This is a genomic window from Pseudomonas sp. Ag1 (assembly GCF_000278565.1).
Taxonomy (GTDB): domain Bacteria; phylum Pseudomonadota; class Gammaproteobacteria; order Pseudomonadales; family Pseudomonadaceae; genus Aquipseudomonas.
On sequence record NZ_AKVH01000110.1, the window covers coordinates 264929 to 284540 of the forward strand.

Consider the following 19612-nt stretch of genomic DNA (forward strand, 5'->3'; position numbering starts at 1 on the left):
GCTCAGGAATCCGAGGATCATCCGTGCATCACGTAACGATTTGGTTACAGGTTTTGGCGATTGCGATGAAGGTTAAATGAAGGTCCACACACACGGATGTGCCAAGGCATGGGGATTTTCAAGGGAAGGTGGTGCAAGTAATGACAGCGCCACGCCATTGCAGCGTAGCGCTCTGTATCTAGCGCAATACGATCATCCGACCGAGTAGCGAGTGTTGTTCAAACCCCAAGACTGCCTGCAACGCATTGAGCACCGCCTGGGGGTCCTTGCTCGGGAAACTGCCACTGACACGCCGGGCGCCGAGGTCTTCGTTGAGCAGCAGAATACGCCCGGGGTAGTAGCGGCCGAGGTCTTGCACCACATCGGCCAGCGGCGCCTTGTAGTAGTTGAGCCAACCGTCACGCCAGGCCAGGCGCGACTCGCTGTCAACTGCGTGCAGCTCATCGGCGACACCATCGGCGTAGGCCACTTGTTGGCCGGCCGTCAGAATCTGTTGCTGAGCATACTTCGACGGCGTTACCCCAACCCGACCGGACAACACCGTCACCTGCGCACCTGCCGGTTGCAGGCGCACCTCAAACTGCGTGCCGAGCACCCGTGCTTCGCCGCTGCCGGCCTCGACCACAAAGGACTCGCCAGTGTGGGTCACACTGAAAAAACCGGCGCCACGGCGTAGCTGGATATGGCGCTCGCCATGCTTGAAATCCACTGCGATCGCACTGTCGGCGTCCAGGGTGACCTGGCTTTGATCGGCCAGGGTCACGGTCTTCACCTCACCCGGCGCGGTGACGTAATCCGCGCCGAAGTCATCGACCCAGCGTGACGGCTGCCAGCCGGCGCCCATCGAGATCATCACCAGCAGGCAGGCGGCCATGGCCAGGGCGCCAGACCAGCGCCGCACGCTGGAGCGTTTCGAGGTATTCATCGCGTTCAAGTAACCCTGCAGCGCCAGGGCATCCTCATCCGCCAACGTTCTGGCCGGTACTTCACTCAATTCCCACAGCACCTGGGCCTGGGCATAGGCTTCCACATGCGCAGGATCGGCCCGCAGCCAACGGCTGAACGTGGCCTGGTCGCCACTGCTGGGCTGGTCGTGCAACAGGCTCAACCAGGCCAGTGCGGCCTGTTCCTGGTCGGGCGTCGGGGTGACGCGGGCGGTGGGGTTCACGGGGCTTTCCTTGGCGATGGTTCACGAAGGCTGGCCTTGCAGGCTTCGAGGGCACGCATCATATGTTTTTCCACGGCGCTTTGGGACAGGCCCATGGCCTTGGCGATTTCCGCGTACTTGCGGCCATGGATGCGGTTGAGCAGGAAAATCTGCCGGGTACGTTCCGGCAGGCTGCGCAAGGCTGCTTCAACGTGACGCAGATCATTGCCCGCCTCCAGCGCGGCCTGGGGTTCGCAGCCCTGGTTATCCTGTTGTTCCGGCAGCCAGCCTTCGCTGCTGCGCACCCGGGCGCCTTCGCTGCGCAGGTGGTCGATGGCGATATTGCCGGCGCAGCGCAGCAGGTAGGTGCTGAGCTCCTCGACCTGCACCAGCGGCCGGCGCCAGAAGCGCAGGAACAAATCCTGCACCAGGTCCGCCGCCGTCGCACGGCAGCCCACGCGGCGGCTGACCAGCGCTTCCATCTGCGAGCGCTGGGACAGGAACACCTGCAGGAAATGCGCCCGTCCGCCCGCCGCGTCTGCGTGCTGCTCTGGATGTTCGGGGGGCGTGGTGATCATCAACGGTGGACTCAAAGGGTCGCGAAGGCCGCAACCGGACTGGCCAGCAGGCCGAGGCCCGCCAGGATCAAGGCCAGCCTTGGCCGATACGGCAACAGCAACACCAGCAACAACCCGCTGAGCATCAAGACCGCGCACCACTCCACCAACCCCTGGCTCCACCCGGTCGCGAGCACCGCCGGCCAGATCGAGACAATCAACAGCAGCCAGCCGCCCACGCGCAAACCCAGGCGCCGACGAGGCGAAGGTTTACTGTGCAGCAGTTCGCCATGGTGCCGGTCCATGGACAGGCACAACGCGGTAAACCCTGCGTAACACAGCAATAGCGCCAGGAGCATTCAGTTCACCTCGCCCTTGAGGGTCAATGGCCGGGCACGTTCGGCCTTGGGCTGAGGGACACGGCGGTGCTGCATTTTCCAGGCAGCCCAGGCGAGGAACACGCCGCTGCCCAGGCACGTCAGGTCAAAACCGGCCATGGCCCAGTCGCCGTTGGCCAGGGACACACCCAAATGCTGGGTCGTGGTCAGCGCGTTGAGCACCGGCACGCCGATAAACAGCAGCGCGCCCACACTCAATTGCTCAACCCAGCCGCGGCGCCCCTGGCGAACAATCGCGTGCACGACGCTCAAGCCCCAGGCAATAAAGAAGGCTTGTACTTCCCAGTCCGAGCGCCCGGCAAAGCTGGCCGGCAACAGGCGGTTGGCCCAGAAGAATGCAGCGATGGCGATCATCAAGCCGGACATGCTGGCGATGTTCAGCACGTCCACCAGCCGCAGCTCAAAGGGCAGCACACCGGTTTTGGTGTGCTTGAGCTGACGCTTGCCCAGCCACATCACCAGCCCGGTGCCGATCATTGCCGTGCCCGCGAGGCCGCAGATGAAATACAGCCAGCGCAATACCGGGCCGGCGAAATGGCCCATGTGCAAACCGTAGAAGCTGCCACCAATCGCCGCCGGCAGCGACTGCTCGCCGCTCACCCGCAACAGTTCGCCGGTAGTGCCGTTGAATGACACGGTGCTGCCAAAGTCATGCACCACTCGATCCGACCCGGCGCGGAACACATTGACCGAAGCGTTTACATCGCTTGGATTATTCACCACCAGCCGTCCGACATGCCCGCCGGCCCATTGCCCGCGCGCCTGCTCGTACATCGGGCCCAGTGGCAGCAATTGCCCCGGCTGGCCGAGGGCCGGCGCATTGTCGGTGGCCGGAAACACATCGTTGAAGAACGCACGGGTGTCGTTGCCGTAGGAAGCTAGGATGCTCGCCGGCATCACCATGCTCATGAAAATCACCAGGCTGCTGTAGGTGATCATCAAGTGGAACGGCAACACCAGCACGCCCACGGCGTTATGCCCGTCGAGCCAGGAACGCTGGCCCTTGCGCGGGCGGAAGGTGAAGAAGTCCTTGAAGATTTTCTTGTGGGTAATGATCCCGGTGATCAACGCCACGAACATCACCATCGCGGCGATGGTCGACAGCCAGCGCCCCCACGGATAGGGCATCTGCAGCTGGAAGTGGAAACGATAGAAGAATTCGCCGCCCATGCTCTCCCGGGCCTGGACCTGCTGGCCGCTGACGGGATCGAGGAGTTTTTCGACGAAATTGCCGCGTTTGCCCGGGTCGACCTTGTCTTGCCACATCACCGACAGGCCCGGCTCACGGCTGCTCGGCAAGGTGATAAACCAGCGCGCGGCATTGGGCGCCTGGTGTTGCAGATAGGTTTGGGCGGCGGCCAGGCTACGGGCGTCATCGACGGGATGCGCCTGCACTTCGGGCTGCATCCAGTGGGTAATTTCGTCCTTGAAATACGACAGGGTGCCCGTCAGGAAAATCGCAAACAGCAGCCAGCCAAAGATCAGCCCGGCCCAGGTGTGCAACCAGGCCATGGCCTGGCGGAAGCCCTCTTTCATGTGCGCGCCATCCAGTACGCCAACCCGGCGAACGTGGCCATTATCGCGCTGGGCAGCAACACGCCAAACCAGGCGCGCCAGGCCGTGCGGCAGGCGAAGCACCAGATGACCGCCAACAGGTAGAACACAAACGAACTCAGCATGCCGCTGATCACCGCATCGGCGCGGCTGGCGGGCAGCCACAGCGTCATGCACACGCTGGCCAGCGAGGCCAGCAGGTAACCGCCGACCACAGCCGCCAGTACCCGCGAAGTCACGGCAAGACGGTAGGAAACGGGAAGTGAGGTTTTGCGTTTCATGCACAAGGCGCCAGGTTCGTCAGCGCGCAATATTAATGATAAAGGTTCTCATAAGCAAAAGAGAACGCATCACTGGCAATTGCCGAACCCGCCTGCGCGCCCTACAATGCGAACAATTCTTGTTCTCTAAAGCATGCCCATGCTGCCGGAGTGTGCGCGTTGCAGCCGTCCAACACCGTCGAAGTCCTGTACCACGACCATCACCACTGGCTTACCGGCTGGTTGCGACGCAAGCTCGGCTGCCCGGAAAGCGCCGCCGACCTGGCCCAGGACACCTTCATCCGCGTGCTCACCGCACGGGAAACACCGACGCTGATCGAACCTCGCGCCTTCCTCACCACCATCGCCAAGCGTGTGCTGTGCAACCATTACCGCCGCCAGGACCTGGAGCGCGCCTACCTCGACGCCCTGGCGCAAATGCCCGAACACGTGGCGCCGTCGGAGGAAGAGCGGGCAATCATCCTGCAAACCCTGATGGAGCTGGACCAGTTGCTGGACGGCTTGGCGCCCCCGGTCAAACGCGCGTTCCTGCTGTCCCAGCTCGACGGCCTGACCTACGCGCAAATCGGCGCGGAACTGGGCATCTCCATCGCCACGGTCAAGCGCCATCTGAATAAAGCGGCGATGCGCTGCTACTTCGCCCTATGAGTTTCTCAACGCAAGTCGCCGAACAAGCGGTGCACTGGCTGATGGAAATGCAGCAGGGCCCGCTCAACCCACGCAAACAAGCGGCCTGGCAACAGTGGCTGGACGCCCACAGCGAACATCAGCGGGCCTGGGAGCACATCCAGCGAGTGAACCAGCGCTTGCGCGGGATGCCATCACCCCTGGCCCACGCCGCCTTGAATGCACCGAAATCCAACAGTCGCCGCCAGGCCCTGAAGTTGTTGCTGATACTCGGCGCCGGGTCGGCAGCGGCCTGGGGTTTGCGCCAGCAACATATATTGCCGCCGTTGAGTGCCGACTACCGCAGCCCCATCGGCCAACGGCGCAAGTTCCAGCTGGCGGATGGCAGCCAGTTGCAGCTCAACACCGGCAGTGCGGTGGATGTGCATTTTGAGGGTCAACAACGCTTGATCCGCCTGCTCGAAGGCGAAATCCAGCTGACCGCCAACACCGGCAACAGCCCGCTGCGGATCGTCACCGCCCAGGGCCTGCTCAGCGCCCAGGCGGCGCGGTTGAACGTGCGGCAATTCAACGATCACACACAACTGGCGGTGTTTGATGGGCACGTTGACGTGATGCCCAACACCTATAGCGGTTTGCCGTTGTCGGTGGAGAAAGCCCATCAGGTCAATTTCACCCGCAAAGGCTGGGACACCGCCCGCCCCACCGACGCCGGCAGCGGCGCCTGGGCCGACGGCATGCTGGTGGCGGCCCACATGCGCCTGGAAGATTTCCTCGCCGAATTGAGCCGTTATCGCCGTGGCCAGCTCAATTGCGACCCGCAGGTGGCCAACCTGCTGATTTCCGGCAGCTACCCGCTGGACGACAGCGAACGAATCCTGGACCTGCTGCAAGTCAGCCTGCCGGTCAGGGTCCGGCGGTTTACCCGCTACTGGGTCACTGTCGAAGCGCGTGCCTGAAATATTTTCAAACCCCGTGAGCCGTTTTCCGCACCTCGCGTGACAGAGAAGGAAAGCCACCTTGATCCTTCCTTCTCAGGACCGCACTTCATGCCCCAGCAACCGACTCGCCTGACGCCACTCGCCCGCACCCTGCGCCACTTGTTGCTGGGGGCCAGCCTCAGTTTCAGCACCGTTCCCTACGTAATGGCGGCCGACGCCAAGCCCTACCGCATCGCCCCTACGTCACTGGAAGCGGCGCTGAATCAATTTGGCCGGGAAGCCGGCGTGCTGATTTCATTTGGCTCGGACGTGACTGCCGGCGTGCAAAGCCCTGGCCTGTCGGGCAACTACACCGCTGAAGAAGGCTTGAATGCGTTGCTCAAAGGCACCGGCCTGCAAGCCCGTGCCGAGGGCAACAACGCCTTCAGCCTGCAACCGGCGAATGCTCCGGCCACCCTCGAATTGGGCACCTCCAACGTGGTCGGCGACTGGCTGGGGGACGCGGCACAAACCAACGTCTTCGAGCACCCGGGCGCCCGGGACGTGATCCGCCGCGAAGAATTCGAACGCCAGGGCGCCACCCAGGCCCGCGACGTGCTCAACCGCATTCCCGGGGTCAACGCCCCGGAAAACAACGGCACCGGCAGCCACGACATGGCGCTGAACTTCGGCATTCGCGGGCTCAACCCACGCCTGGCCTCGCGCTCCACGGTCTTGATGGACGGCATCCCGGTGCCGTTCGCGCCGTATGGCCAGCCGCAGTTGTCGTTCGCGCCCATCAGCATGGGCAACATGGATGCCGTGGACGTGGTACGCGGCGGCGGCGCAGTGCGTTATGGCCCGCAGAACGTCGGCGGCATCGTCAACTTCGTCACGCGCGCGATTCCCGATGCGCCAACGGTGAAAGGCGGCCTGCAAACCGAAACCAGCCCGTCTTCCAGCCACGATGGCTTCAAGACCACCGGCAACCTGCTGGCCGGCGGCACGGCGGACAACGGCCTGGGCGGCGCGATCCTGTATTCCGGCACCCGTGGTGGTGATTGGCGCGAGAACAGCGACACCCGCATCGACGACCTGATCCTCAAGGGCAAATACCAGCTGGACGACGCCAACAGCTTCAACGCCATGGCGCAGTACTACGAAGGCAAGGCGGATATGCCCGGTGGTTTGAGCACTGCGGCCTACAAGGCCGACCCGTATCAGTCCACCCGCCCCTACGACCAGTTCTGGGGCCGGCGTACCATGTTCAACGCGGGCTATCGCTACCAGGAAGATCGCCGGGAATTCACGGTCAACAGCTTCTTCACCACCACCCTGCGCAGCGGTTACCTGGACCAGGGCAATTTCCTCTCCCTGTCGCCCCGCGAGTATTGGGTACGCGGCCTGGAAACCCGTTTCGCCCAAGGCTTCGACCTCGGCCCAACCAGCCACGAAGTCGGCGTGGGCTACCGCTACATCAACGAGGCCGGCCACGAACTGCGCTACCGCACGCCAATTACCGCCAATCAGCAACTGCCGACCACCGACAGCCGCAACGACCGCGACACCCGGGGCAGCACCGAAGCCAATGCGTTCTTCGTCGACGACCGGATTGATATCGGCAAATGGACCATCACCCCGGGCATCCGCTACGAGATGATCGAGTCCCAGCAGACCAACAACCTCAGCAACGTCAAATACAAAGGCGACTACAACACCGCCCTGCCGGCGCTGAACGTGCTCTACCACCTGACGGACGACTGGAACCTCTATGCCAACACCGAAGGATCGTTCGGCAGCGTGCAGTACAGCCAGATGCCCAACCGCGTGACCAGTGGCGAAGTGAAGCCGGAAAAAGCCCGCACCTGGGAACTCGGCACACGCTATGACAACGGCACCTTGCGCGCCGAGATCGGCGCGTTCCTGATCAACTTCGACAACCAGTACGACAGCAACCAGACCAACGACACCGTGATCGCCCGCGGCGAAACCCGCCATCAGGGCATCGAGTCCAGCATCAACTACGCCCTCGACGGCTTGAGCCCGGCGCTCGCCGGTTTTGATGTGTACGCCACCTACGCCTACGTCGACGCCACCATCCGCGAAGACGGCCCTAACAAAGGCAACCGCGTACCCTTCTCCTCCAAGCACAAGGGCACGCTGGGTGTGGGTTACACCGAAGGTCGCTGGAAGTTGAACGTGGACAGCAGCTACCAGAGCAGCCAGTTTGCCGACAACGCCAACACTGAAGCAGAAAGTGCTGATGGCAGCACCGGACGCATTCCTGGCTACATGCTGTTCAGCAGCCGCGCGGCGTACGACTTTGGCCCGCAGCTGTCGGATTTGAACGTGGCGGTGGGTGTGAAAAACATCTTCAACAAGCAGTACTACACCCGCTCGTTTGACGATAACAACAAGGGCAAATACGTCGGCGAGCCGCGCACGCTGTATGTGCAGACGTCCATCGCGTTCTGATCAGCTACCCGCCAGGCACGACGGTGTGCCGGCCACCAACGCGTCGATGGCGCAACGGGTCTTGGCCGGCATGTGCGTCGCCGTGGGCCAGATGACATGGATCGGCATCGGTTGCTCGCGGTGGCCCGGCAGCACCGCCTGCAGTTGCCCGCGCAACACGTAGTGGGCGATCAGCCAACTGGGCAACCAGGCCAGGCCGACCCCGGCGATGGCGGCATCGGCCACGGCCTGCAGGTCATCGAGGATCAACGGCGAGGCGACTCGCTCGCGGTGCGGGGCATTGCTGCGATAGGCAATGCCCCGGTGCCCGGCCAGGTCGTCGATGGAGTCAATCCGAGGTGTGCGCTGCAAGTACGCGGGTGACGCCGCCAGGGCAATCGCCTGTTCCCCCAGGCGGCGGGCGCTCAGACGGTCGGTATCAGGCAGCGCGCCAATGCGTACCGCCAGATCGAAGCCTTCCTGGGCCAGGTCGATCAGTCGGTCGGAAAAGGAAATTTCAATCTCCAGTTGTGGAAAACGGTCCATCAGCCCCCACAACGCAGGCGCCGCATAGTGGTGGCCGAATGCCAAAGGCAGGCTCGCCCGTAACCGCCCTCGTGGCTGCTGGCGGCCACTTTCCAGCACGGATTCAGCCGCTTCCAGCTCTGCCAGTGCACGCAGGCAGTGCTCGTAGTAGGCCTGCCCGTCTTCGGTCAAACGCTGGCGCCGGGTGGAGCGTTGCAATAAAGACGTCCCCAGCCGCGCCTCCAGCCGCGCCAGGCCTTTGCCCACCGCCGAGCGCGTGAGGTTCAGCCGTTCGGCGGCCTCCGTCAGATTGCCGCTCTCGACGATCTGCAAAAACAGTTCAACACCATCAAAACGCGGAGTGGCCATGGTCGTTTGTCGCCCTATATTCCCTTATCACAGGAAGAAGTATCGCTAATAAAGAATCAGATTCCCGTGAAAATGACACCTTCCCCCATTGAAAGGAAGAGGCCATGCCACCCGACGCAGTTGTATCCGCCATCAACCCGCCACGTACCGCCCGGGACGGCCTTGCGCTCACCGCCGTGTGCCTGGTGGCGTTGATGTTCGGGCTGGAGATCTCCAGCGTGCCGGTCATCCTGCCCACCCTTGAGCAGCAACTGGGCACCGGCTTCCAGGACGCCCAATGGATCATGAACGCCTACACCCTGGCCTGCACCAGCGTGCTGATGGCCGCCGGCACATTGGCCGATCGCTTTGGCCGCCGACGCATGCTGGTGCTGTGCCTGTGGGTATTCGGGCTGGCTTCGCTCGCCTGCGGGCTGGCGAACGATGCGTCCACGCTGATCGCGGCGCGTTTTGTCCAGGGCGTGGGAGGCGGGGCGATGATGATCTGCCAGTTCGCGATCCTTTCGCACCAGTTCCGCGAGCCGGCGGCCCGGGCCCGGGCCTTTGCGGTGTGGGGCGTGATCGCCGGGGTGGGCCTGGGTTTCGGGCCGATGGTGGGGGCATTGATCCTGGCGGTGGCGGATTGGCGCTGGGTGTTCCTGGTGCATGTGCCGTTGACCTTGCTCACTCTGGTGTTGCTGCGCATCAGCGTGCAGGAATCCCGTGACCCGGCGGCCCATCGCCTCGATATAGCCGGTATGGCCACCCTCACCCTGGCAGTGTTCGCCCTGGTCTATTTCATCACCCAGGGCACCGAGAGCGGCTTTGCCACCCCGGCCATGCTCGGCTGGGCCGGACTGTCGGTGGGCAGCCTGTTGTTGTTCGTGGTTGTCGAGCGGCGCAGCCTGCATCCAATGTTCGACTTCTCGGTGTTTCGCATCCCGCGCTTCAACGGCGCGCTGATGGGCTCGATCGGCATGAACTTCAGCTTCTGGCCCTTCATGATCTACCTGCCGCTGTATTTCCAGGCCGGCCTGGGCTACGACACCATGCTCACCGGGCTCGCCCTGCTCGCCTATACCCTGCCCACGTTGGTGGTGCCGCCGCTGGCTGAACGCCTGGCCCTGCGCTATGGCGCCGAACGCATCATTCCATTGGGCCTGGGCCTGATGGGCGTGGGGTTTGTGACAATGGCGGCGATCAATCATAGCGGCCAGCCCAGTGTGGTATGGGTCCTGATCGCCTGTGGGATTGCCGGCAGCGGCTTGGCGTTTACCAACTCGCCCACCACCAACACCACCACCGGCTCAGTTTCATCCGACCGCGCAGGGATGGCCTCGGGCATCGACTTCAGTGCACGTCTGATCACCCTGGCGCTGAATATCGCGTTGATGGGGTTGGTGTTGATACTCGGGATCGCTCATTATCTGGCTGGCGTATTGCCTGGCACGGCACAGTTGGCGACCCTCAGTCAGGACATCGCCGCCGGCAAGCTGGACGTGTTGCCGCAGGGCCCACTGATCGCCCAGGCCGCGCTGCGCAACGGTGCGGGATGGGCCATGTTGTATGCCGGCGTTGGAGCGTGCGCACTGGCGGCCTTGAGCGCCTGTTTTTTCCGGCGCAGCCCGCGCTGACCTTTTGCGCATAAAAAAACGGGCCTGCATCTGCAGGCCCGTTTTCAGTGGGGTTGAAAAAAGTATCAGCTATCAGCCGTTAAGCGCAGCCTGTTCGTTTTCCAGGAATTCCTCTTCTAGCTCGGCCTCGTCGGCCTTGGTATTGGGCAGGCTTTGACCCGCGGCGCGTGGTTTGCCGCGCAGTTTGCCGTACAGATGCTCCAGGGCATGCTCCAGCTTGGTCGCTGCGCCATCGATCGCCTGTTCCAGCGTATCGGCTTTATGGAGGACCGAAAGCGGTTGATGGCCTTTTGGCCGTGCTTCCAGTCGGCAACTCAGATCGTGTGGGCCGGGCTTGTCACCGTTCTCGTCCCGCAGGTAAACCTCGACGCGGGTCAGATCTTCTTCGTAACGTTCGAGCGTGCTCTCAATGGTGGTACGTACCCACTCCTCCAGTCGGATGCTGCTTTCAATATGGTTATCGCTATTGACTTGGATTTGCATAGTTTTCCCTTATTTCAGCTAGCTCGCCGAAGGCCATTCCTGCTTCACCGGATGGGTGAAAACCATGACCTCCTGATTACACAATTGAGCAGACAGAGGAACATTTCAACCCCTTTGCAAAGATAAATCCCACATTACAAATTAACTCTGACTACAACCAAAAACGCTGTTAGGGTGGGGAGTTGGTTACATCTTCTTACCGCCAACTTCCTTACAATTGCCCCTCTCCCAACGGGTGCAATCCGCGAAAAATCTCCGCTTCCTCCACCAGCCAGTCATGCACCGCCCGCACGCCCGGATGGCTCAACGCACCCGGCGCGTACAGCAGCACATAGCGTTTGTGGTTGGGAACGGCGAGGCCGAATGGCACGATCAAGGTGCCGCGTTCCAGTTCGTCATTGAGCAAGGTTCGCCGGGCAATCGCCACGCCCATGCCCGCAATCGCCGCCTCGATAGTCAGGTGATTGCGGTTGAAGGTATGCCCGCGCCGTACGTCGGCAGCGTCGTAGCCGATGGCATTCAGGTAGAACTCCCACTCTGCGTACTCATAACTCCCACGCCAGGCAGTGATGTCGTGCAGCAGCGGGAAATGCACCAGGTCAGCGGGGCCATGCAGTGGCGGTCGCCCCCGCAGCAGGCTCGGTGCGCACACCGGGAAAATCTGCTCGTCCAGCAAGGCTGTGGACAACAAGCCGGGATAGCTGCCGTCGTTAAGGTCGATGGCCAGGTCGAAGTCGCCCTCGTGCAGGGCGACGCTGCTGTCTTCGGCAACCATGCGCAACTGGATATCCGGGAAGCGCTGCTGCAAACGCGGCAAACGCGGGGTCAGCCATTTGCCGAGAAACGACGGGATCGAACGCAGGCGCAAGGTGCCGCTGATCATCCCGGCGTCCAGCCGCTGCAGCTCGGCATCGATGCTGCCATAGGCCTCGCCCACGGTGATCGCCAACCGCTGGCCCTCTGCACTCAGCTCAACCCCGCGTGCGCGCCGATGGAACAGGCGAAAGCCCAGGCGCTCCTCCAACTGACGGATTTGCTGGCTGACCGCGCCCGGGGTGATGTGCAGTTCCTCGGCGCAACGGGTGAACGACAAATGCCGTGCCGCGCAGGAAAAAACGTGCAACCAGACGTAGGTCTGGCCATGAAGCGGGCGAGCCATAGGGTTTAGTCCTGCTAAAGGGTGTCTTAGGATAATTCGTTGGTCAGTGCCGATCCAGAGGCTCAGTATCGCGCCAATTCCGCTTGTCCTACAAAACATGGCAGCGATTCCTACTCCATTGCTTGTAAGGGTTTAGCATGGCTATCAGTGTTTTCGATCTATTCAAAGTGGGCATTGGTCCTTCCAGCTCCCATACCGTCGGCCCGATGCGGGCCGCGGCGACCTTCGTCCAAGCGCTGATCGACCAGCAATTGCTCGACGAAACCCGTCGCGTAGAGGTGCGTTTGTACGGCTCGCTGTCCGCCACCGGTGTCGGCCACGCCACCGACCGCGCCTGTGTGATGGGCCTGATGGGCGAATGGCCTGACAGCATCGACCCCACCAGTATCGGCCCACGCATCCAGCAACTGCGCGAGTCAGGCCAATTGCTGCTCGGCGGCCGCACGTCGATTGCCTTCAACTGGCAACACGACCTCCTGCTGCTGGACGAAAGCCTGCCCTACCACCCCAACGCCATGTCCCTGCATGCCTACGGCGAAAACGGCCCGTTGAGCGAGCAAACGTACTACTCGGTGGGCGGCGGTTTCATCATCGAAGCGGCAGAAGCCGAGTCCGGCATCGCGCCTACCAGCGAAGTGCAATTGCCCTACGACTTTTCGAGCGCCGTCGAACTGCTGGCCTTGTGCAACAAGCACGGCCTGCGGGTTTCCGAGCTGATGATGGCCAACGAGCGGGCCTGGCGCAGCGATGCCGAGATCCGCAGCGGCCTGCTGCATATCTGGTCGGTGATGCGTGAATGCGTCGAACAAGGCCTGCGCCACGAAGGCATCCTGCCCGGCGGTCTGGATGTGCCACGGCGCGCCGCGAAATTGCACCGCAGCCTGCTGGAAATCGGCAAACCCAACGTCATCACCTCGACCTTGTCGGCCATGGAATGGGTCAACCTGTTCGCCCTCGCCGTCAATGAAGAAAACGCCGCCGGCGGGCGCATGGTCACCGCGCCGACCAATGGCGCGGCGGGAATCATCCCGGCGGTGCTGCACTACTACATGAAGTTCAACCCGGACGCGTCCGACGATGACGTGGTGAATTTCTTCCTGGCTGCCGCCGCCGTCGGCATCCTCTGCAAGAAAAACGCCTCGATCTCCGGCGCCGAAGTCGGCTGCCAGGGCGAAGTCGGTTCCGCCTGCGCCATGGCCGCTGCCGGCCTTGCAGACGTGCTCGGCGCATCCCCGGAGCAACTGGAAAACGCCGCCGAAATCGGCCTGGAACATAACCTGGGGTTGACCTGCGACCCGGTTGGCGGCCTGGTCCAGGTGCCGTGCATCGAGCGCAACGCCATCGCCGCGGTCAAGGCGATCAACGCCACGCAAATGGCCCTGCGCGGCGACGGCAAGCACTTCATCTCCCTGGACCGGGTGATCCGCACCATGCGCGACACCGGCGCCGACATGCACGACAAATACAAAGAAACTTCACGGGGCGGCCTGGCCGTCAGCTGGGTGGAGTGCTGAGGAGCATTCCCTGATCGCCCCAACGTGAGCCCGCGCAAAAATAATAACGAGGCAATAACGATGACCGATGTACGTACACCTGCTGCCGAAAATACCGCTGTAGACCTGACGCCGACCACCGTTACACAAGGCTGGAACAAACACGACACCACCTGGATGCTCGGCCTCTACGGCACCGCCATCGGTGCCGGCACCTTGTTCCTGCCGATCAACGCTGGCGTGGGCGGCTTCTGGCCGTTGATCGTGCTGGCGCTGCTGGCCTTCCCGATGACCTTCTTCGCCCACCGTGGGCTGACGCGCTTTGTGTTGTCGGGCAAATCCGGCGACATCACCGAAGTGGTGGAAGAACACTTCGGTATCGGCGCCGGCAAGCTGATCACCCTGCTGTACTTCTTCGCGATCTTCCCGATTTTACTGGTGTACAGCGTGGCGCTGACCAACACCCTGACCAGCTTTATGGAACACCAACTGCACCTGGCTGCACCGCCCCGGGCAATCCTGTCGCTGGTGCTGATCCTCGGCCTGATGGCCATTGTGCGCTGCGGCCAGGGCGTGATCGTCAAGGCCATGAGCGTGCTGGTGTACCCCTTCGTCGCCGCCCTGCTGCTGTTGGCGGTGAGCCTGATCCCCAACTGGAACGGCGCATTCTTCGCCTCCGCCAGCGAAGGCATGCCCCTGCCGGCCTTCTTCAAGACCTTGTGGCTGGCGATCCCGGTGATGGTGTTTTCCTTCAACCACTCGCCGATCATCTCCGCCTTCGCCGTCGACCAGAAACGCGTGTACGGCCCGCAAGCCGAACGCAAAAGCAGCGGCATCCTGGCCATGGCCCACAGCATGATGGTGCTGACGGTGATGTTCTTCTGCTTCAGCTGCGTGCTGGCCCTGTCGCCGGCTGACCTCGCCGCCGCCAAGGCGCAGAACATCTCGATCCTGTCGTACCTGGCGAACCACTTCCAGACCCCGGTCATCGCCTACGCCGCACCGTTGATCGCGCTGGTGGCGATCACCAAATCCTTCCTGGGCCACTACATCGGCGCCAGCGAAGGTTTCCAGGGCCTGATCGTCAAATCCCTGCGCGGGCGCAACCGCAGCATGTCGGCCAAGTGGCTGGAGCGCTGCACCGCGCTGTTCATGGTGCTCACCTGCTGGGCCGTGGCCACCTTCAACCCGAGCATCCTCGGCATGATCGAAACCATGGGCGGGCCGATCATCGCCTGCCTGTTGTTCCTGATGCCGATGTACGCTATCCGCCGAGTGCCATCCCTGCGCCAGTACTCGGGCCAGGCGTCCAACGTGTTTGTGGTGTTGATCGGTTTGATTGCGCTGTCTGCGATCGTTTTTTCGGTCATGCCCTGAAACGGATCACCGAACTCAAAAACACCACCCACCCACTGTGGGAGCGGGCTTGCTCGCGAAAGCGGTCGTTCAGCTGAGCAATCATTGGCTGACACACCGCATTCGCGAGCAAGCCCGCTCCCACAGGGGAAATTTGATGGCAGGCAGATTGCTGTACGGCACGCCCCTTGCTGTACAGCACTTGAGGAAAACGGACCTTGTGAAAACCTCAGCGAGCGAATGGCCGGTGGTCAGGAAACGCGAACTAATCCCGACACCGGTCGTCAATGACTGCATGTTCTTATCAGGCGGTAACGCACCATGGACAACCCTTTTCAGATCATCACCGACACCTTCGCCCCGAAATACCGGGTCAATTTAAGCATCCAGCGGCTGGACGGCAGCATCATGCTGACCCTGTCCGATGAAGACGGCGTCGTGGCCAAACGCATGATCAGCGCCGAACAACGCAACGACCCCCAGCGCCTGAAACGGCTGGTGCAGAGTGTGCAATTCGGGATTGCGATCGAGCAGGGGCACAGCGCGATGGAGATATTGGCGGTGATGACCGATGGGGACAGCCACCAGGTACTGCAGCGGCCGCCGGTCAGCAGGCCGCCGCTCAACGCAGGGTTCTAGAGCTCGCCCTTCTCTGTTTCAAGGCTCGCTTCGCCCTTGCGGCGCGGGCCTTCGACCTTCACCGACGGAAATGCCGACGACGCATACCGCACCACCAGAATCGCGAACGCCAGCAGCAGAATCCCACCGCACAGGTAGATGATGCCGATGTCGGGCGGGTTGTGGTGGGACACGTTGGAAATCAGCAGACGGGTCAGCGCCGTGATCGCCACGTAGATCAGGAAACGCACCGGCATGTGGTTGGTCTTGAAATAAATCCCGACCATCGCCCCCAGTTCCAGGTAGATGAACAGCAGCAAGATGTCATCGATCTTGATGTGCCCCGTCTCCAGCATCCCCAGAAATTCCATCACCGCGGCATAGGCGGTCACCGCACCAATGGCGAACAACGCCAGGTAGTGGAACGTCTCGACGAACAGATTTCCCAAGGACTCGGCCAGTTGGTGCACGGTCTTGCGCAGGTTTTCAGCCCAGTTGATTTTCACGATGATGCTTCCTTAGGTCGGCTCGACCGGATAATGCGGGTTGGACGTGACGGTTTCTCTGCATGCAGAAAAAAGGCCAGGGAACAGGAAGTGAGATGGTGGCGGGGTGATATGAGGCACTTATCTTGCTGCTTGATGATCGTTCCCACGCTCTGCGTGGGAATGCCGCCCCGGACGCTCCGCGTCCAATGCCCCACGGTTTCGGATAGAGGTGACGCGGAGCGTCACGGTATGCATTCCCACGCAGAGCGTGGGAACGATCCAGGTGACCGGGTGATTCAGGTCAGGTCGGGGCGACTTGGTCCAACGCCTGATCAACCAACAAACCACTCATTTCCAGCAGTTGATGGATCGCCAGCAACAAGCTGCGCTGTGGTCCTTCAAGCTCAAAAGCCAGGCTACTGGCCATTTCACGGGCACTGTTCAAGGTTTCGCTGGCGTTGGCGAGTAATGTTTCAGTGTCAGTATTTGGGGTCACAGCGAAAAGCGCGGTAGGCGGCTTTATAGGCGATTCAGAAAAACAGGCAGTCATTTTTACCATGGTGCATTCCTTGGATTTACAAGATGTTTGCTCCTTAAATTCGAGCCGCCAAACTCGTGTACCGCATAAGCGAAGCCCGGAGAAGGTAAGCCACTGAATGACGCTCCTGCAACCCCACCAACCTGTGAGAAGTTTCCGATAGGGCAAACCAGCATTTGCCAGCTACATTAAAAAGCCACTACCCAAACCCCATGGATTGGCTTATGCTTTTAGCTGTATATAAATACAGTAGTCGCAAAAACGCTTGGCGACACTCGAACCAAGGGCAACTCCCTTCAATACTGCACCGATGACGAGGCCGAAAAATGGCTGTTGAAACCCTGTATCGCAGTACCCGTGACCTGGAGACTACATTCGTGGATCGCAAACTTGCCGACGCACACGACCAGATGCTTGAGCTGGCAGAGTCCCTGATGGAAGTGCTGTTGAAAAACGTCGAAGGCTTGAGCGAGAAGCAGGCAGAAGATGCCGGTATTTTCATGGCCAAGAACCGCGCGGCGTTTGCGGCGGCGTTCAAGAACAATGCGAGTGCATTGGCGGAGATTGGGCAGCCAGCGGCTGAGTGATGCATTGCCAGTAGTGGCGAAAGGGCTTGCTGTGGCAGAGGGAGCTTGCTGTGGCGAGGGAGCTTGCTCCCGCTGGGCTGCGCAGCAGACCCAAAAGCTTGGGAGCGCTGCGCACTCCAGCGGGAGCAAGCTCCCTCGCCACAACAAGCTCCCTCGCCACAGGTTATGCGTTGATGCCTTTCACATGTGTCATGCCTGCCACAAGGTCTTGCCGAAGAACGTCAACGTGCGGTCCCACGCCAGTTGCGACCAGGCGGCATCGTATTGCGTGTCTGCAATCCGACCATCACCAATCGCCGTCTCGTTGGCAAACGCATGGCGCGCCAGGTAGCGATGGAAAGTCGCGTCCACACCCGCAGCATGCAGTTTTGCCTCCAGCTCCGCCACGGTGTCGATATTGAAGAAGGCATCCTGCGTGCCCCAGTGCCCGATCAGCGGCGCCTTGATCTTCGAAGCATCCAGATACTCCAGCGGCGGGAAGCCGTACCACACCACGCCCGCAGCCACTTCCGGAATCGCGTTCAACGCCAGCAACGTCAACGCCCCGCCCATGCAGTAACCGGTCACACCAACTTTTTTCGAATCCGCCTGCAAGTACTGCACAGCACCCTTGATGTCCTGGGAAACCGCGTCACCAAAATCCAGCCCATCCATCAGGTGGTGAGCCTCTTCCTCTTCCACGGTCGACACGCCGCGATAAAGGTCCGGCACCAGCACCCGGTAGCCGCATTCGGCCAGTCTATTGGCCACGCCCTTGATCTGGTCGTTAAGGCCCCACCACTCCTGGATCACCACAATTGCTGGCGCACCTTCGAGTACCGCCGGGCTGGCCAGGTAGCCGTTGACGTCAGCGCCATCCGGGCGTTTGAAGGTGATCATGCGCCCGCTGGAGCGCCCTGCTGTTTGTTTGGACATGCCAACCTCGTTCTGATGGGTTTGAAAAAATAAGCCGATAACAGAGATATCTGTATTTGCACGTGTCCGCCACTGCGGGTGTATCAGAGTGTGTATGGATGCCCCTGAGATACACACGTACCGGCAATCGCGGCAGCGCGACACACGACAGATACACATCGGCGCTTAAGTGATGAAGCCTGTTCAACATTCAATCACCCAGGGCCCGGAAAATAAAATGAATAACCTCCCTTCTGTCGACCGTCTCACCGTCACCTCCTACACCAATGGGCTGCTCGGCCCCAGCCAGAAAATGCTCGGCCCGCTGGCCGACGGTGGCACCTTGATCACCGGCACCCCGCCCGGTTGCTGGGGCCCGATGATCACGCCGGCCTTTGAGGGTGGCCATGAAGTGACCCAGCCCGTGTTCATCGCCGGCGCCGACATCGGCGACGCGGTGGCGCTGAAGATCAAGCGCATGCGCGTCACCTCCCTGGCCACGTCCTCGGGGGTCATGAGTTTTGTCGAAGGGCGGTACCACGGCGACCCGTTCGTCGCGAAGTTCTGCTCCAACTGCGGGCAAGAGCATCCCGCCAGCCACGTCGAAGGCATTGGCGATGACGCCATTCGTTGCGATGCCTGTGGCGCCGAGGTCAGTGCGTTTCGTTTCAGCAATGGTTACGTGATCGTTCTGGATGCCGAGCATCAGGTGAGCCTGACGGTCAACCAGGCCGTGGCGGATCGCCTGGCCGGCAAGGCATCGGACATGTCGGCGCTGCCCGAACTGTCTGCCCAGCACTCGATCCTGTCCCTGGCCCGCGCCGATATCCCGGGCCTGGCCGCGCATATGCGCCCATTCCTGGGCAACATCGGCACCACGCCTTCACGGGATCTGCCGGATTCCCACAACTGCGGCGACTTCGGCCAGTACCTGGTGGGCGCGCCCCATCGCTACAGCATGACCCACGATGAACTGCACGCCGCGAAAACCGATGGCCACATGGACACAAACTCAGTGCGCGAAGGCTGCATCCTGATCTGCCCGGTGAAGGTCCCCGGCGCCGGGGTGTACATGGGCGATATGCATGCTCAACAGGGCAATGGCGAAATTGCCGGGCATGCCACCGATGTGTCGGGGGAAACCGAACTGACGGTGCAGGTGATCAAGGGCCTGAGCCTGGACGGGCCGATCCTGCTGCAAAACCTCGATGACCTGCCGCCCATGGCGCGCCCGATGACCGCGGAGCAGCGCCTGCGGGTGAAGGCACTGGGGGAGCGCTGGGGCCAGGTGGAGATCGAGGAGAACGCGCCCATCACCTTCATCGGCAGTGGGATCAATCTCAACGTCGCGACAGACAACGGACTGGAACGCGCCGCCGCCGTGACCGGGCTGCCGCTCGACGAAGTGCGCAACCGCGCGACCATCAACGGCTCGATTGAAATCAGCCGCCTGCCGGGAACCGTGCGGGTCACGATTCTGTGCCCGATGCACATCCTTGATCGTATGGGCGTGGGCCAACTGGCCCGGGAGAAATATCAGCTTTGACCCGC

20 protein-coding genes are annotated in these 19612 nt (G+C 61.8%); 9 read left to right on the plus strand and 11 right to left on the minus strand.

The genetic code is table 11. The features are described from left to right. Positions 1-178: 178 nt before the first annotated feature. From A462_RS04930 to A462_RS0132770, 5 genes are read right to left on the minus strand one after another with little or no spacing between them, the layout of a single operon-like run. Complete coding sequence (locus A462_RS04930; RefSeq protein ID WP_008438525.1) at positions 179-1168, minus strand: FecR family protein; 990 nt, start codon at positions 1166-1168, stop codon at positions 179-181. After that, positions 1165-1725: an RNA polymerase sigma factor gene (locus A462_RS04925; protein ID WP_003212753.1), complete on the minus strand. Its 561-nt coding sequence runs from the start codon at positions 1723-1725 to the stop codon at positions 1165-1167. The genes A462_RS04930 and A462_RS04925 overlap by 4 nt, the downstream gene beginning before the upstream one ends. 11 nt (positions 1726-1736) lie before the next feature. Further along, the gene (locus tag A462_RS04920; protein WP_003212755.1) at positions 1737-2063 is read right to left on the minus strand and encodes a DUF3325 domain-containing protein; all 327 of its coding nucleotides are present in this window, start codon (positions 2061-2063) and stop codon (positions 1737-1739) included. After that, positions 2064-3638, minus strand: coding sequence for a PepSY-associated TM helix domain-containing protein (locus tag A462_RS04915; RefSeq protein ID WP_008438526.1), 1575 nt, complete (start codon positions 3636-3638; stop codon positions 2064-2066). Continuing rightward, complete coding sequence (locus A462_RS0132770) at positions 3635-3937, minus strand: DUF3649 domain-containing protein (protein WP_032899785.1); 303 nt, start codon at positions 3935-3937, stop codon at positions 3635-3637. The genes A462_RS04915 and A462_RS0132770 overlap by 4 nt, the downstream gene beginning before the upstream one ends. A gap of 159 nt (positions 3938-4096) precedes the next feature. Between A462_RS0132770 and A462_RS04910 the strand changes: the two genes are divergently transcribed. From A462_RS04910 to fecA, 3 genes are all read left to right on the plus strand, one after another. Then, positions 4097-4585 carry a sigma-70 family RNA polymerase sigma factor gene (locus A462_RS04910; protein ID WP_008438527.1) on the plus strand — a complete coding sequence of 163 codons (489 nt, stop codon included), beginning with the start codon at positions 4097-4099 and terminating at the stop codon, positions 4583-4585. Then, positions 4582-5523 carry a FecR domain-containing protein gene (locus A462_RS04905; RefSeq protein WP_003212764.1) on the plus strand — a complete coding sequence of 314 codons (942 nt, stop codon included), beginning with the start codon at positions 4582-4584 and terminating at the stop codon, positions 5521-5523. The genes A462_RS04910 and A462_RS04905 overlap by 4 nt, the downstream gene beginning before the upstream one ends. 90 nt (positions 5524-5613) lie before the next feature. Beyond that, positions 5614-7959 carry a TonB-dependent Fe(3+) dicitrate receptor FecA gene (fecA, locus tag A462_RS04900; RefSeq protein ID WP_008438539.1) on the plus strand — a complete coding sequence of 782 codons (2346 nt, stop codon included), beginning with the start codon at positions 5614-5616 and terminating at the stop codon, positions 7957-7959. Here the strand turns inward: fecA and A462_RS04895 are convergent, their stop codons facing one another. Further along, positions 7960-8832, minus strand: a complete 873-nt coding sequence (locus tag A462_RS04895) for a LysR family transcriptional regulator (protein ID WP_008438547.1) — start codon at positions 8830-8832, stop codon at positions 7960-7962. Between the two features lie 104 nt (positions 8833-8936). On the opposite strand from A462_RS04895, the gene A462_RS04890 reads away from it, so the two are divergent. Then, complete coding sequence (locus A462_RS04890) at positions 8937-10445, plus strand: MFS transporter (RefSeq protein WP_008438550.1); 1509 nt, start codon at positions 8937-8939, stop codon at positions 10443-10445. Positions 10446-10517: 72 nt separating this feature from the next. Here A462_RS04890 and A462_RS04885 read toward each other — a convergent pair whose 3' ends face one another. After that, a complete protein-coding gene (locus A462_RS04885) occupies positions 10518-10928 on the minus strand; it encodes an HPF/RaiA family ribosome-associated protein (protein WP_003212772.1) in 411 nt (136 codons plus the stop codon). 211 nt (positions 10929-11139) lie between these two features. Beyond that, positions 11140-12087 carry a LysR substrate-binding domain-containing protein gene (locus A462_RS04880; protein WP_003212775.1) on the minus strand — a complete coding sequence of 316 codons (948 nt, stop codon included), beginning with the start codon at positions 12085-12087 and terminating at the stop codon, positions 11140-11142. 137 nt (positions 12088-12224) lie between these two features. Here A462_RS04880 and A462_RS04875 point away from each other — a divergent pair, with 137 nt between their 5' ends. From A462_RS04875 to A462_RS04865, 3 genes are all read left to right on the plus strand, one after another. Further along, positions 12225-13601 (plus strand): L-serine ammonia-lyase, encoded by a 1377-nt coding sequence (locus A462_RS04875; RefSeq protein ID WP_008438553.1) that lies wholly within the window; start codon positions 12225-12227, stop codon positions 13599-13601. Positions 13602-13661: 60 nt separating this feature from the next. Continuing rightward, complete coding sequence (locus A462_RS04870) at positions 13662-14957, plus strand: serine/threonine transporter (RefSeq protein ID WP_008438568.1); 1296 nt, start codon at positions 13662-13664, stop codon at positions 14955-14957. Positions 14958-15257: 300 nt separating this feature from the next. Beyond that, positions 15258-15575, plus strand: coding sequence for a DUF3509 domain-containing protein (locus A462_RS04865; RefSeq protein ID WP_003212781.1), 318 nt, complete (start codon positions 15258-15260; stop codon positions 15573-15575). On the opposite strand, the gene A462_RS04860 is transcribed toward A462_RS04865, so the two are convergent. Both A462_RS04860 and A462_RS04855 read right to left on the minus strand, forming a co-directional pair. Further along, on the minus strand, positions 15572-16060 hold the full coding sequence (locus A462_RS04860; RefSeq protein WP_003212783.1) for a phosphate-starvation-inducible protein PsiE: 489 nt from the start codon (positions 16058-16060) through the stop codon (positions 15572-15574). The two genes, A462_RS04865 and A462_RS04860, sit on opposite strands and share 4 nt — an antisense overlap. Before the next feature lie 283 nt (positions 16061-16343). After that, positions 16344-16601 carry a DUF6124 family protein gene (locus A462_RS04855; protein WP_008438570.1) on the minus strand — a complete coding sequence of 86 codons (258 nt, stop codon included), beginning with the start codon at positions 16599-16601 and terminating at the stop codon, positions 16344-16346. Between the two features lie 305 nt (positions 16602-16906). Between A462_RS04855 and A462_RS04850 the strand changes: the two genes are divergently transcribed. Continuing rightward, positions 16907-17167 carry a YebG family protein gene (locus A462_RS04850; RefSeq protein WP_003212789.1) on the plus strand — a complete coding sequence of 87 codons (261 nt, stop codon included), beginning with the start codon at positions 16907-16909 and terminating at the stop codon, positions 17165-17167. Between the two features lie 189 nt (positions 17168-17356). On the opposite strand, the gene A462_RS04845 is transcribed toward A462_RS04850, so the two are convergent. Beyond that, positions 17357-18082: a dienelactone hydrolase family protein gene (locus A462_RS04845; protein WP_008438571.1), complete on the minus strand. Its 726-nt coding sequence runs from the start codon at positions 18080-18082 to the stop codon at positions 17357-17359. A 217-nt stretch (positions 18083-18299) separates the two neighbouring features. On the opposite strand from A462_RS04845, the gene A462_RS04840 reads away from it, so the two are divergent. Further along, positions 18300-19607, plus strand: a complete 1308-nt coding sequence (locus A462_RS04840) for an acetamidase/formamidase family protein (protein ID WP_008438572.1) — start codon at positions 18300-18302, stop codon at positions 19605-19607. Positions 19608-19612: the final 5 nt, after the last annotated feature.

Coding starts and splice junctions, on each gene's coding strand:
- A462_RS04895 (WP_008438547.1), bottom strand. CDS start 8,832: ATGGCCACTCCGCGTTTTGATGGTGTTGAACTGTTTTTGCAGATCGTC.
- A462_RS04920 (WP_003212755.1), bottom strand. CDS start 2,063: ATGCTCCTGGCGCTATTGCTGTGTTACGCAGGGTTTACCGCGTTGTGC.
- A462_RS04875 (WP_008438553.1), top strand. CDS start 12,225: ATGGCTATCAGTGTTTTCGATCTATTCAAAGTGGGCATTGGTCCTTCC.
- A462_RS04850 (WP_003212789.1), top strand. CDS start 16,907: ATGGCTGTTGAAACCCTGTATCGCAGTACCCGTGACCTGGAGACTACA.
- A462_RS04870 (WP_008438568.1), top strand. CDS start 13,662: ATGACCGATGTACGTACACCTGCTGCCGAAAATACCGCTGTAGACCTG.
- A462_RS04855 (WP_008438570.1), bottom strand. CDS start 16,601: ATGGTAAAAATGACTGCCTGTTTTTCTGAATCGCCTATAAAGCCGCCT.
- A462_RS04840 (WP_008438572.1), top strand. CDS start 18,300: ATGAATAACCTCCCTTCTGTCGACCGTCTCACCGTCACCTCCTACACC.
- A462_RS04865 (WP_003212781.1), top strand. CDS start 15,258: ATGGACAACCCTTTTCAGATCATCACCGACACCTTCGCCCCGAAATAC.
- A462_RS04925 (WP_003212753.1), bottom strand. CDS start 1,725: ATGATCACCACGCCCCCCGAACATCCAGAGCAGCACGCAGACGCGGCG.
- fecA (WP_008438539.1), top strand. CDS start 5,614: ATGCCCCAGCAACCGACTCGCCTGACGCCACTCGCCCGCACCCTGCGC.
- A462_RS04845 (WP_008438571.1), bottom strand. CDS start 18,082: ATGTCCAAACAAACAGCAGGGCGCTCCAGCGGGCGCATGATCACCTTC.
- A462_RS04880 (WP_003212775.1), bottom strand. CDS start 12,087: ATGGCTCGCCCGCTTCATGGCCAGACCTACGTCTGGTTGCACGTTTTT.
- A462_RS04885 (WP_003212772.1), bottom strand. CDS start 10,928: ATGCAAATCCAAGTCAATAGCGATAACCATATTGAAAGCAGCATCCGA.
- A462_RS04915 (WP_008438526.1), bottom strand. CDS start 3,638: ATGAAAGAGGGCTTCCGCCAGGCCATGGCCTGGTTGCACACCTGGGCC.
- A462_RS04890 (WP_008438550.1), top strand. CDS start 8,937: ATGCCACCCGACGCAGTTGTATCCGCCATCAACCCGCCACGTACCGCC.
- A462_RS0132770 (WP_032899785.1), bottom strand. CDS start 3,937: ATGAAACGCAAAACCTCACTTCCCGTTTCCTACCGTCTTGCCGTGACT.
- A462_RS04905 (WP_003212764.1), top strand. CDS start 4,582: ATGAGTTTCTCAACGCAAGTCGCCGAACAAGCGGTGCACTGGCTGATG.